Annotated in this window: 10 protein-coding genes; 6 read left to right on the top strand and 4 right to left on the bottom strand. The window is 35.2% G+C overall.

The window, feature by feature from the left end:
- Positions 1–10 precede the first annotated feature (10 nt).
- On the top strand, positions 11–898 hold the full coding sequence (locus tag GJJ64_RS09445) for a PorP/SprF family type IX secretion system membrane protein (RefSeq protein WP_195759265.1): 888 nt from the start codon (positions 11–13) through the stop codon (positions 896–898).
- Positions 899–963: 65 nt separating this feature from the next.
- Here GJJ64_RS09445 and glmS read toward each other — a convergent pair whose 3' ends face one another.
- The 3 genes from glmS to GJJ64_RS09430 all read right to left on the bottom strand — a co-directional run bounded on the left by glmS (position 964) and on the right by GJJ64_RS09430 (position 5,110).
- Positions 964–2,805, bottom strand: a complete 1,842-nt coding sequence (glmS, locus tag GJJ64_RS09440; protein WP_154287547.1) for a glutamine--fructose-6-phosphate transaminase (isomerizing) — start codon at positions 2,803–2,805, stop codon at positions 964–966.
- Positions 2,806–2,878: 73 nt separating this feature from the next.
- Positions 2,879–4,267 carry a DUF4270 domain-containing protein gene (locus GJJ64_RS09435; protein WP_154287546.1) on the bottom strand — a complete coding sequence of 463 codons (1,389 nt, stop codon included), beginning with the start codon at positions 4,265–4,267 and terminating at the stop codon, positions 2,879–2,881.
- An 18-nt stretch (positions 4,268–4,285) separates the two neighbouring features.
- Positions 4,286–5,110, bottom strand: a complete 825-nt coding sequence (locus GJJ64_RS09430; protein ID WP_154287545.1) for a glycogen/starch synthase — start codon at positions 5,108–5,110, stop codon at positions 4,286–4,288.
- A gap of 145 nt (positions 5,111–5,255) precedes the next feature.
- Here GJJ64_RS09430 and panC point away from each other — a divergent pair, with 145 nt between their 5' ends.
- The 5 genes from panC to GJJ64_RS09405 all read left to right on the top strand — a co-directional run bounded on the left by panC (position 5,256) and on the right by GJJ64_RS09405 (position 11,392).
- Entirely contained in the window at positions 5,256–6,092 is an 837-nt protein-coding gene (gene panC, locus GJJ64_RS09425) for a pantoate--beta-alanine ligase (RefSeq protein ID WP_154287544.1), read from the top strand.
- 34 nt (positions 6,093–6,126) lie between these two features.
- On the top strand, positions 6,127–6,477 hold the full coding sequence (gene panD / locus GJJ64_RS09420; RefSeq protein WP_039451998.1) for an aspartate 1-decarboxylase: 351 nt from the start codon (positions 6,127–6,129) through the stop codon (positions 6,475–6,477).
- Between the two features lie 260 nt (positions 6,478–6,737).
- On the top strand, positions 6,738–7,877 hold the full coding sequence (locus GJJ64_RS09415; RefSeq protein ID WP_154287543.1) for an acyl-CoA dehydrogenase: 1,140 nt from the start codon (positions 6,738–6,740) through the stop codon (positions 7,875–7,877).
- Positions 7,878–8,003: 126 nt separating this feature from the next.
- A complete protein-coding gene (locus GJJ64_RS09410) occupies positions 8,004–9,299 on the top strand; it encodes a TlpA disulfide reductase family protein (RefSeq protein ID WP_229655504.1) in 1,296 nt (431 codons plus the stop codon).
- On the top strand, positions 9,296–11,392 hold the full coding sequence (locus GJJ64_RS09405; protein WP_154287542.1) for a M1 family metallopeptidase: 2,097 nt from the start codon (positions 9,296–9,298) through the stop codon (positions 11,390–11,392). Before GJJ64_RS09410 ends, GJJ64_RS09405 begins: the two co-directional genes overlap by 4 nt.
- Here GJJ64_RS09405 and GJJ64_RS09400 read toward each other — a convergent pair.
- Positions 11,389–11,730: a phage holin family protein gene (locus GJJ64_RS09400; RefSeq protein WP_026905325.1), complete on the bottom strand. Its 342-nt coding sequence runs from the start codon at positions 11,728–11,730 to the stop codon at positions 11,389–11,391. The two genes, GJJ64_RS09405 and GJJ64_RS09400, sit on opposite strands and share 4 nt — an antisense overlap.
- Positions 11,731–12,733 lie beyond the last annotated feature (1,003 nt).

The raw sequence follows: 12,733 nt of genomic DNA, 5'->3' as shown, positions 1-12,733 counted from the left end.
GAAGGAATCAATGAGAAAGATAAATATACAGCTAGTAATGTTGATGATGACTTTACTAAGCGCATTAAGTTTACAAGGTCAGATAAACCCATTAGGTTCGCAGTACTTCCAGAACCGTTATTTAGCAAACCCAGCGATGGCCGGTGTAGAAGGAGGCTTAAACCTAAACATAGGTTATAGAAACCAATGGCAAAAGATGCCAGGTTCACCAGAGAGTGGTTCAATGACGGTAGATTACAGGGTTAAGAAGGTGGGTTTAGGGGCTAGTTTTTTCAAAGAGAAGGCAGGATTATTAACGAATAATAATTTCAAGGGAACCTTCTCGTACCATATGCCAGTAAGCGGAAGCGGAGACGAGTTACATTTTGGTATCTCTGTAGGTTTGAGTAATGACCGTTTGGACAATGGGGGAATAGTAGGAAATAGTTCCGACCCCTTAGCGGCACAGTTTAATGATATAGGGATGGACTTTCAAGGAGACTTCGGTATAGCTTATACGACAGATAAGTTAACGATAGAAGGTGCATGGAATAATCTTCGAGATAGGTTACAGGATGATAGAAGAGAGGATGTGAATTATAACACGTTTTACACTTCGCTATCGTACGAGTTTGAGTTGTTAGATTGGAAGTTCTACCCGAAGGCAGTTTATAGAGGAGTAAATAACTACAAGAACATCTTGGATATAGGGGGAGAGATAAAGACAGGCAAAGAAGATTTGGGTTTATTGGGGATGTATCATACGAATAAGAGTTTCAGTTTAGGCATCAGCTATGAGCACAAGAAGCAGTGGGAGTTTATGTTTTTCTACAACGACCCAACGGCGGTATTAGAGAGTTACTCAAACGGAAGCTTTGAGTTAGGCTTAAGAGTGAAGTTAGAAAAGAGGAAGAAATAAAAGATAGATTTTACTAAAAAAGGGTAAGATAATCATCTTGCCCTTTTTTATTTTTCAACTTTAGCTTACTCTACCGTAACAGATTTTGCTAAGTTTCTAGGCTGGTCTACATTGCAACCTCTCATTACAGCTATATGGTAGGATAATAACTGCAATGGTATGGTAGCAATTAAAGGCAAGAAAGCCTCATCAGCATGCGGGATTTCAATGGTATAATCAGCCATATTTTTAACCTCTGTATCGCCCTCAGTAACAATAGCAATCACAATACCTTTTCTAGCTTTTACTTCTTGAATATTAGAGATAACTTTCTCATAAGAAGAATTTTTGGTGGCTATTACAATAACTGGCATTTCATTATCAATTAAAGCAATAGGCCCATGTTTCATTTCTGCAGCAGGATAACCCTCTGCATGGATATAAGAAATCTCTTTTAATTTTAATGCACCTTCTAAAGCTACAGGGAAACCACTTCCTCTTCCTAAGAAAAGACAGTTTCTAGAATCTTTAAGCTCTTCGGCGATTTTAACAATTAAGTCATTTGCTTTAAGTGCTTTTTCTACAAGTGTAGGCACACTTTCTAACTCGGTAAGTAATTCTACCAATTTACCCGTAGTTACTGTACCCTTAATTTGTGCTACATAAAAAGCAATTAAGGTGAGTACAGTTACCTGTGCTGTGAACGCTTTGGTAGAAGCCACTCCAATTTCTGGTCCAGCATGGGTGTAAACCCCAGCATGTGTTAATCTTGGTATAGAAGAACCTACCACATTACAAATACCAAGAATAGTTGCTCCTTTTTCCTTTGCAAGCTCAATAGCTGCCATGGTGTCCGCTGTCTCTCCAGATTGTGAAATTGCAATTACAATATCTTTTTCAGAGATGATAGGATTTCTATATCTAAATTCAGATGCATATTCAACCTCTACAGGAACTCTAGCAAACTCTTCAATCAGATATTCTCCAACTAAACCTGCATGCCAAGAAGTTCCGCAAGCTACAATAATGATGCGGTCTGCGTTTTTAAATTTTTCTTCGTATTGTTTTAAACCACCTAGTTGTAACTTACCCTCATTAGGATAAATTCTACCCCTCATGCTATCTTTAATAGAGCGTGGTTGCTCATAAATCTCTTTAAGCATAAAGTGGTCATAACCGCCTTTCTCAAGCATTTCTAGTTTAAGCTCAAGCTCGTGTATATAAGGGGTTTGTACAATATTGTCTATGCTTTTGATAACAAGCTCATCTCTTTTAAGATAAGCAATCTCATTATCGTTAAGATAAATTACATTTTTTGTGTACTCAACAATAGGGGTAGCATCAGAAGCAATAAAATATTCTTTTTCGCCAACACCTATTACCATCGGACTGCCTTTACGAGCCGCTATTAATTGGTCTGGTTGCTCTTTATCCATAATCACGATAGCAAAAGCACCAATAACCTCATGTAAAGCTACCCTAACAGCTTCTTGCAAATCCAAGTTTCCGTTTTTCTGGATATCTTCAATTAAATGGATTAAAACCTCAGTATCAGTATCACTTTTAAAAATATGTCCACGAGAAATTAATTCCTCCTTAATAGGACCATAATTCTCTATAATACCATTATGAATAATAGCGAGTTTTTCATTACCAGATTGGTGCGGGTGCGAGTTTCTATCACTAGGTTCGCCATGGGTAGCCCAACGGGTATGGCCCATTCCTACAGTTCCAGATAAATCACTAGAAGCAGCAAAATCTTCTAAATCTTTAACCTTACCTGCTTTTTTATAGATGTTGAGTTCTTTTTTTGGGTTGATTAAGGCTACTCCAGCGCTATCATATCCGCGATACTCTAAGCGATGTAAACCTTTGATTACGATTGGATAGGCTTCTCTGTTGCCTATGTAGCCAACTATTCCACACATAGAAAAAATATTTTGTATTTAGGGGGGCTAAACTACAAAATATTTTTTCTTTAAACGCATGGTGTTTTATCAATTAGCGTTGGTCTGTGTAATAAACCTTCAATTTGGTTTTAATACCACTTGTATTATTGCCGCCGCCAAGTATTGCTCTTTGTATAATATCCAATCTATTAGATTGGCCTACTACATCATAAGTACTAATGAAAGTACCATAATCTACACCTCCATTTACTAAATCTTGTATATGGGTAGTTACGTTAAGTCTGTAAGTTTTACTTGTAGTGTTGTAAAATCCATCAACAAAACCAATACCTAAAGTATTTAAAGAAGCGTTCTCATCTGGTAAAAATTGTGGCTGGTCTGCTATATCCCATTTATGAATTCTGATTAATGGAATAGGTTTTAAAGGTGCATCACTGCCATTTTCTATCGTAAAAATAAGTTCTGCTTTATTGATAACGATATTACGACCTAAGCTTTTAAGTCTGGTGATATAAGGAAATTTCACTCTTACCTTAGTTCCTGCCAGACTTTTTAAATATAAAACTGGGTTGCTTACAGCAGTACTACTTAATGCGGTAGCCACTGGTGTACCAGAAAAATTCCAAGCTAATTCTGTAGCAGCACTTCCAAAAGTTCCATTAATAGGGAAAGATTGTGAAGTAGTATCTGTACCTCCGTTAGTATTGGTTGTACGATAAAAAATATCCACTCTAGCACCATTTTCACCACTTCCCGTTGTGTTAAAAAGCATTAAAGCCCCTTTATTAGCAGCTATACTTGTTTGGTCTAAAGAAACATGTAAGCCTTTAAAATAATCGGCAAAAGCCTTATTAGAAGCTAAATTAGCAGTACCAGCGTTGATAATTTGGGTATTGATAAAAGTATTATTTAAAGGGATTCTTAATTGAGGAATAACCTTTTTTACCGTATCGGCTCTTCCTACTCTAATATCTTTAATGATGATACTATCTTTATATGAAGGTTTAAAAACTTTTGAGCCTACAATATCGGTCTTTCTAAGCCAAATTTTATTGCTTTTAAAGGTTCTGCCATCTTCAAAGTATAAAAGCTCGTCTAACTGCCTTACTTGTGCAGTATAATTAATGCTATCGCCATAATGAGCGCCACCATATGGAAGTACTAAAACCGCAGAATCTATAATAGGATTAGTGCCAAAGCTTACATTTACAGTGGGTAACGTTAAAGCTAAAGCCAAATTAGCAGTTGTTTTACCAAATTGTGGGTCGTCTAAATAGCCTAAAACATTTTTGTTGTTTTGGTTGGTGATGATTTCATCCTCTCTTACAAGCTTGGTGTGGATGGTACTTGTATCTACAACTTTAGCATTCAAAAGTAAATCTGGGTTAACATCTAAACCAATGGTAGATGGGTCTTGGCATGCGCCCAAAATAAAAAGACTTATCAACAGGGTTAATAAGCCTAAATTTTTAAATCTCATATGATCTTTTAAATAATATTATGCTACTGATATCAGTATATCAGACGCTACTTCCTGATAAAAATTGTAATAATTCTCTAAATCTAATGTAGAATTATAATCTAAAGTAGGCTTATCAGAATTTTTAACAAAATTTAACACCTCATCATGAATAGTTTCTGCGCCAAACACTACCGCATCAGCATAATCAATAGCAGCTTTATCTAAAGCAACACTAGAAGCATCAGCATAATTTACAGTATCTGATTCTTGCATGCCTTTCATAACTGCTTTCTTAGCAAAATCAGCACCTAAAGTTTCATTAAAACTATGTGGGTATAAAGAGTAAACTATTTTTGAATCTTTAAAAGTAGGGTCATCTTTATAAATCGTTTTTAAATAAGCAGGTACTAAAGAAGTCATCCAGCCATGGCAATGAACGATATCTGGAGACCAGCCTAATTTTTTAACCGTTTCTAAAGCGCCTTTGCAAAAGAATATAGTACGTTCATCGTTATCGGCATAAAACTTTCCTTTTCCATCATTAAATACATGTTTACGTTGGAAATAATCTTCATTATCTAGAAAGTAAACCTGCATTCTTGCAGAAGGTATAGATGCAACTTTTATAATAAGAGGATTGTCGTTTTCTCCAATAACAATATTCATCCCCGATAAACGAATTACCTCGTGTAGTCTGTTTCTTCTTTCATTGATGTTGCCAAAACGCGGCATAAGAATTCTTATCTCGAATCCTTTATCTTGCATGGCTTGTGGTAGTTGTCTTGTGATTTCAGAAATTTTTGTAATCTCCAGAAATGGTGACATTTCATGAGTGATAAACAAAAGCTTGGTTTTTCCCATCTCCTAATCTTTGTTAAGTTTTTGTTAAGAAGTGATTTTTAGAACTGCAAATATAATCATTATCTGGTAAATTATCAACGATTTACGTAAATGCTTTTGTTTATTATAAACTATTTTACAATTTTAGCCCCAAATTTTTATTTCTTTGAAAATAATAACTCGCAAAGAAGATTTAACTTCTTTACTACTTCAACATAAACAAGAAGGTAAGCGCATTGGATTAGTGCCAACCATGGGCGCTCTGCATCAGGGACATCTTTCTCTTATCCAACAATCTTTAACTTATACTGATGTTACAGTAGCATCCATATTCGTTAATCCAACTCAGTTTAACAATAAAGCGGATTTATTAAAATACCCCAAGCCCATAGCAGAAGATATTGCAAAGCTGGAGCAAACAGGCTGTCATATCCTTTTTCACCCCGAGGTAGAAGAAATGTATCCGGTAGTTGATGAACCTTGGAATTATGATGTGGGTGAATTAGACCTTTTACTGGAAGGCGAATTTAGGCCAGGGCATTATAAAGGAGTAACACAAATTGTTTATAAGCTTTTTAAAACAGCTATCCCTGATGTTGCATTTTTTGGGCAAAAAGATTATCAGCAATTTTTGGTCATTAAAAAAATGGTTCACGATTTTAATTTACCCATTCAATTAAAAAGTTGCGACATTATAAGAGAGACAGATGGTTTGGCGATGAGTTCCAGAAACATCCACTTAAACCCCGAAGAAAGACTTGCTGCTTTAAGCTTAAGCAAAGCGCTAATTTTTATAAAGGATAATTACAATTTATTGTCTTTAGACGAGTTAAAACAACAAGCTAACAAATTTTTTACAAGCTCTAATTTATTGAATGTAGAATATTTGAGGATTTGTAATCCTGATAATTTGCATGATTTACAAGAAAAAGGACCAGCTATTGCTTTAATTGCTTGTTTTGTAGGTACAACCAGGCTTATCGATAATATGATGTTAGCCTAACATTTTTTCTAAAATTCTATACTAACTTTGTGTTATGATTATTGAAGTCTTAAAATCTAAAATTCATAGAGCTAAAGTAACACAGTCCGAACTTAATTATGTTGGGAGTATTACTATTGATGAGGATTTAATTGATGCGGCCAATATGATACCTAATGAAAAAGTGCAGGTGGTAAATAATAATAACGGAGCTCGTTTTGAAACCTATATAATTAAAGGTGAAAGAGGTAGCGGTACCATTTGTTTAAATGGCTCATGCGCCAGATTAGCCCAAGTTGGTGATATCATCATCATAGTTTCTTATGCGCATATGGAAATGGAAGAAGCTAAGAAATATCAACCAGTACTTGTTTTTCCTGACGAAAATAACCGACTGATTAAATAGCCTCTAAGGTATATAGTAAAAAGTATAAAAGAGCCTGAATAATTTATATTCGGGCTTTTTTCTTTTTAATACCTACTAACTCGAAAGCTGTTTTAAGCTTTTATCTTGTTCAAATTCCTTTTCTTTAAGCAACTCCCCTATCAATTGTAATTTTTTTGATTTATTTTACTATGCTTGCATAATAATTATTATCTTGTAATGATTAAGCCTATGGCTACAAGCCAATACTCTTATTTTGTTAACATTAGAATGTTTTAATTATGCATTTTCAATTATCAGAAGAACATATCATGATTCAGCAGGCGGCAAGAGATTTTGCTCAAAATGAGTTAAAGCCTGGTGTGATAGAGCGAGATGAGCATCAAAAATTTCCTGCTGAGCAGATAAAAAAAATGGCCGAATTGGGTTTTATGGGAATGATGGTAAGTCCTGAATACGATGGAGCCGGTATGGATACCATTTCCTATGTTTTGGTGATGGAAGAATTATCTAAAGTAGATGCCTCTGCCTCTGTAGTGATGTCTGTAAATAACTCTTTAGTATGCTACGGATTAGAAAAGTACGGTACCGAAGCACAAAAAGAGAAATACCTGAAGCCATTAGCCAGAGGAGAAGTCATAGGTGCATTTTGCTTATCAGAACCTGAAGCTGGTTCTGATGCTACCTCGCAACATACCACCGCCATAGATATGGGCGATTATTATTTGCTAAACGGTACTAAAAATTGGATTACCAACGGAAGCTCTGCCTCTACTTATTTAGTTATGGCGCAAACAGATGCCAGTAAAGGCAGTCACGGTATTAATGCCTTAATTGTAGAAAGAGGAATGGAAGGTTTTACCATAGGTCCAAAAGAAAATAAATTAGGTATTAGAGGGTCTGATACCCATTCTTTAATGTTTAGCGATGTTAAAGTACCTAAAGCCAATCGTATTGGTGAAGATGGTTTTGGTTTTAAGTTTGCCATGCAAACCCTTGATGGGGGTAGAATAGGTATTGCTGCACAAGCTTTAGGTATTGCTTCTGGTGCTTTCGAGTTAGCTACACAATACGCTAAAGAGCGTAAAACCTTTGGTAAGCCTATTGCAAATCATCAGGCTATAGCTTTTAAGCTGGCCGATATGGCTACCCAAATAGAAGCTGCCCGTTTAATGGTTTTGAAAGCAGCTTGGCTAAAAGATAGCGGCCAATCTTATGCGCAAGCAAGTGCCATGGCTAAATTATATGCTTCTGAGGTAGCTATGCAAACCACTATAGAAGCTGTGCAAATACACGGTGGTTATGGCTTTGTTAAAGAGTATCATGTAGAACGCTTAATGCGTGATGCCAAAATAACGCAGATTTACGAAGGTACTTCCGAAATACAAAAAGTAGTTATTTCCAGAGAGGTGTTAAGGTGATAGGAGATATAGTACTTTTCTTAAGGTAAAAAGTTCGTGTTTAACACGAACTTTTTGTTTTTAATGAAGTGCTAACTTAAGCTAATTGTGTCCAATTATTCATAAATTTGAACCTTATCAAAACTAATGAAAAACAAAATTGGCGTGAATCATGTAATGCTTTACAGACATAAAAACATCATGAATATTAAAAATCTCATTTATAGCATTCTTACCTTTTTTATATTATTTACAGTAGCTTGTCAAACAACAAATAACACTTTAAATAGTGGTATTTGGAGAGGTGCTTTAATTAATGAAGCAGGTGCCGAAGTGCCTTTTAATTTTGAACTGAAAGATAGTTTAGGCAAATGGCAAATGCTTATTAAGAATGGTGAAGAGCAATTTAAAGTAGATGATATAACCCGAGAAAATGATTCTATTTTTATTAAAATGCCACTTTATGATTCTGAAATAAAAGGCATTATTGCGGATAATAAAATAGAAGGCTATTGGGTAAAACACTTGGCAGACAAAGATGTGAAGATGGATTTCATAGCCCAATATGGGGTAAATTGGAGGTTTAAAGAACAGCTTAAACCAACTACACAAAATATCACTGGCAAATGGGCAACTATATTTACCAACCTCGAAGGTAAAGATACTACCCTAGCCATCGGGAACTTTAAACAAGAAGGTAATCTAGTAAGTGGTTCTTTTCTTACCCCTACCGGAGATTACAGGTATTTAGATGGTGTTTTAGATGGCGATGAGCTTAGTTTATCAACTTTTGATGGTGGTTTTGCCTTTTTATTTACTGCAAAAGTAAATGGAGAAACCCTAAATGAAGGTAAGTTTTATTCAGGTTTTTCTTCGCAAGAATTATTCACAGCTAAAAAGGATGAAAACGCTACATTGCCCGATGCTTATAGCCTAACGTATTTAAAGCCTGGTTTTGAGAAGATAGATTTCTCTTTTCCAGACATGAATAAAAAGCAAGTAAGCTTAAAAGATGAGGAGTTTAAAAACAAAGTAGTAATTCTGCAATTATTAGGCTCTTGGTGCCCTAATTGTATGGATGAAACTGCATTTTTAAGCAATTATATTCGCCAAAATAATTTTGATGATGTAAAGGTTTTAGGTTTGGCTTATGAGCGAACTGCAGATTTTGAAAAATCTAAAGCTAACTTGCAAAAAGTTATCAATCGTTTTCAAGTACCCTATCCATTCTTAATTACCGGGTATACCAATAAAAAAGGCGAGCCTGCAAAAAGTTTACCCATGCTAAATGCCGTTATGGCCTTCCCTACCATGATCGTGATTGATAAGCAAGGGAAAGTTAGAAACATCCATACAGGTTTTAACGGACCAGGAACGGGGAAATATTATGAAGACTTTGTAAAGGAGTTTGAAACACTCATCAGTACCTTAAGAAAAGAATGAATTTGACTTTCATTAATAAGTGCTGCTATTATCTATTAGTGGCATTTATTTTATCTGCCTGCGGAAAAATACATTTTATAGAATTTGAGCCCATTTATGTGCATGCCCATAAAGCTGGGGCCAAAGTTTATCACGCTAGTTATACCCAAGAAATTGATATTATCCATACAGAATTAGACGTTTCTTTTAATTGGGATAGCGCTTTTGTGTATGGCGAAGCTCGTATTGAAGCTCAGCCGTATTTTTACGCAACAGATTCTGTTGTTCTAGATGCTAAGGGCTTTAAAATACAGCAAATAAAACAACAAATTCATGAGCAGTGGCAAGCGGCATCTTATACTTATGTCGATAATAAAATCACCATCCGTTTAAATAAGACCTATCGGGCAAAAGAACCATTCGTTATCAAGATTAATTATACCGCAGCCCCTCGTAAGTTGAAGGTTGGTAGCGATATTTTTTCTAGCGATGATAGAGGCTTATATTTCATCCAAACAAAAGGAAAAAAACAAATTTGGACACAAGGAGAAACTGAGAATAATTCTTGCTGGTTTCCTACCATAGAAAATCCGGGGGAGAAGATGACGCATCAGTTCAATATCAGGGTAGAAGAAAAATACAAAACACTTTCTAATGGCCTTTTAAAAGAAAGCATTAAACATACAGATGGCACCCGTACAGATTCTTGGTTGATGCAACAGCCACATGCGGTGTATTTAAGTATGCTAGCTGTAGGGGAATTTGAAATTATTGAGGATAAATGGAATGATATTCCACTTCGTTACTATACAGAAAGGGCTTATGCGGCTACTGCAAAAAAGGTTTTTGGGAATACACCAGCCATGCTAGATTTTTTCTCAAAACAATTAAACTATCCCTATCCTTGGCCAAAATACGACCAAATTGTGGTACGTAATTTTGTGAGTGGGGCTATGGAAAATACTACAGCATCGGTGTTTTATAACGGATTAAACCTTACAGCAGCACAACATGAAGACTATAATCAGGATGATATTATTGCGCATGAACTTTATCACCATTGGTTTGGAAACTTGGTTACTTGCGAATCATGGTCTAATTTACCTTTAAACGAGTCTTTTGCCACTTACGGAGAGTATTTATGGCGAGAATTTAAAAACGGAAAAGAAGATGCTGATGAGCATCTTTACCAGATGGCACAAACTTATTTCGGTTACGCTAAAAATAGAGATGCAAATGTTGTCAGGTTTAATTATGCCGATAAGGAGCATATGTTTGATGCCATATCCTACCAGAAAGGGGCAATTATTTTACATAACCTAAGAACTTTGGTTGGTGATGAAGCCTTTTTCGCATCCTTAAATTTATACCTTACTCAAAATGCTTACAAGGCGGTAGAAATTCATCATTTAAGATTAGCTTTTGAAGAGGTAACAGGTAAAGATTTAAACTGGTATTTTAAGCAATGGTTTTTAGCTAAGGGATATCCAGAACTTAAAATCATGAAAAATTATGATGCGCAAAATCAGCAATTGATCATTGATATAGAGCAATTGCAAGACACAACATCTGTACCTGTGTATCAACTTCCTATAACTGTAAAAACTGTTTCTAAAGGTAAGGCAAATTACCATGATATTCTTGTAAGCGATGTAAACCAGCGTTTTATTATTCCTGTTTCAGCAGTTCCTGATGTTGTGAAATTTGATATTCATAATAACCTACTTATTAAAAAGCTAGAGGATAAAAGTGAGGGGGATTATGAAAATCAGTTCTTATATGCTGATAATTATTTAGATAAGTTAGAAGCCATTTCTTATTTTGAAATCCGTAAAACAGCCATCCCGGCTGTAAACATCTTTCAAAAAGCGCTTTCAGATACCTCTTGGTCCATCATCTTAAAAGGTTTAGAAAACTATAAGTTATATACGCAAGATTTCAAGAATCAAAATTTGAAAAGGGTGAAAGATTTAGCAGTAAATCACCCAAAATCAATCGTTAGGGCAGAAGCGGTTAAAGTGCTTAAAAGACATTATTCAAAAGCAGCTTATAAGGAAATAGTTCCCAAAATTAAAGAAGATGTTTCAGCTTTAGTTCATAAAGCTCTGCATTAATCATCCTTTTTAAAGCCGCCGAACACCATTTTAATAACAGCTAGAACTAGCGCAAAAAGTAAAGCTGATAAAAAGCCAGAAGTATTAAAGCTTGTCATCACTTCATCAACCAGTAAAACCATTAAAACGGTAATAATAAAAGACATCAGCCCCAGCGTAAGAAAATTAATGGGGAAAGTAAATATTCTTAAAATAAAGCCAATAGTAGCATTAGCCAAAGCGATTAATATACCTGCTAGTACCGCTGATAAATAACCATCTACACTTACGCCAGGTATTAAAAATGCAGCAATAGCTACGGCTAAGCCCATTAATAAAATTTCTATAATTAAACTCATCACATAAGATTTTAATCCTAATCTAACAAAATTTAAGCCATTTGGGTAGGTTTTTAGTCATAGGTGTAGTAAATGATTTTTTGATAAAAAGATAGGTAAACTAATGATACTTTTTAATTTTAGCCTCATGCACAAGGCTTTCCGGCCTTATAGGCGGCCAACCCTATTCACTTTTTTCTTGATAAAAAAGTGAACAAAAAACGAGGAACGAGTTCATGAATGCCTAAGAAAACCATAAACAAAAAATGAATAAATCAAGGCTGATGAATATTTGTCGTTGCGTCTAAATAAATCTTTATTCACAATCCTAAGTGGTGTGAATGGTTTTGATTGATGATAGCTTCTACAACACCCGTCGGATTGTTTTCTGACAGTGTTTTATCAATGATTCTGCAAAAGATTTATTTGTCTGCACTTCCAAATCTTCATAGGCCGTCTTTCGTTCTTCGGTAAGTTTGGTTTAATATTATTGTAAGCTTCTAAATATCCGACTTAAAAACTCTTTCTACTTTATACTCTGTACTTTCTACTTCTAGATAGGAACAACCATTCATAAAAAACAGACTATTCCGAAGCGCATGAGCAATCCCCCAGAGCTGGAAAGACGAAAAAACAGTAGCAGAAATTAAAAAATCTTGCACTTACAAAGCCTATAGCGCATGCGGTTTTGCGTTCGAGTTTGTAAAACATTCATAAAGCATAAACGAGCAAAAATAAGCGCCAATTGTTTTTTGAGTGTGGGTAAGGGATGTGCGTTAAAGGCTCCTGCGGGATTGTTCAAGGGTTTTGATTACTTTTTCCCTCTAAAAAGTAATGGGCCCCGCCGGCTCTTGAGGCGAATCATTAAAGTTATGAGACCCTAAATATCACTTAATCAAGCTGTATTTTATCTTTCTGCCTTTAGCCTTCTACATTAAGCTTTCCACCTTCTGCTTTGGGCATTGATAATCAAAATTTTAAAATTTAAAAAATTTTATTACATTTGCAGTGTTGAAAAAAGAGG

The organism is Pedobacter puniceum, from assembly GCF_009674685.1.
Taxonomy (GTDB): Bacteria; Bacteroidota; Bacteroidia; order Sphingobacteriales; family Sphingobacteriaceae; genus Pseudopedobacter; species Pseudopedobacter puniceum.
The sequence above is the reverse complement of the archived record's forward strand: the minus strand, read 5'-3'. Positions and strand labels throughout refer to the sequence as shown.

What these genes read in the sequence shown, in the direction of transcription:
- GJJ64_RS09445 (WP_195759265.1), top strand. Translation starts at nt 11, where the DNA reads ATGAGAAAGATAAATATACAGCTAGTAATGTTGATGATGACTTTACTA.
- glmS (WP_154287547.1), bottom strand. Translation starts at nt 2,805, where the DNA reads ATGTGTGGAATAGTTGGCTACATAGGCAACAGAGAAGCCTATCCAATC.
- GJJ64_RS09435 (WP_154287546.1), bottom strand. Translation starts at nt 4,267, where the DNA reads ATGAGATTTAAAAATTTAGGCTTATTAACCCTGTTGATAAGTCTTTTT.
- GJJ64_RS09430 (WP_154287545.1), bottom strand. Translation starts at nt 5,110, where the DNA reads ATGGGAAAAACCAAGCTTTTGTTTATCACTCATGAAATGTCACCATTT.
- panD (WP_039451998.1), top strand. Translation starts at nt 6,127, where the DNA reads ATGATTATTGAAGTCTTAAAATCTAAAATTCATAGAGCTAAAGTAACA.
- GJJ64_RS09415 (WP_154287543.1), top strand. Translation starts at nt 6,738, where the DNA reads ATGCATTTTCAATTATCAGAAGAACATATCATGATTCAGCAGGCGGCA.
- GJJ64_RS09410 (WP_229655504.1), top strand. Translation starts at nt 8,004, where the DNA reads ATGAAAAACAAAATTGGCGTGAATCATGTAATGCTTTACAGACATAAA.
- GJJ64_RS09405 (WP_154287542.1), top strand. Translation starts at nt 9,296, where the DNA reads ATGAATTTGACTTTCATTAATAAGTGCTGCTATTATCTATTAGTGGCA.
- GJJ64_RS09400 (WP_026905325.1), bottom strand. Translation starts at nt 11,730, where the DNA reads ATGAGTTTAATTATAGAAATTTTATTAATGGGCTTAGCCGTAGCTATT.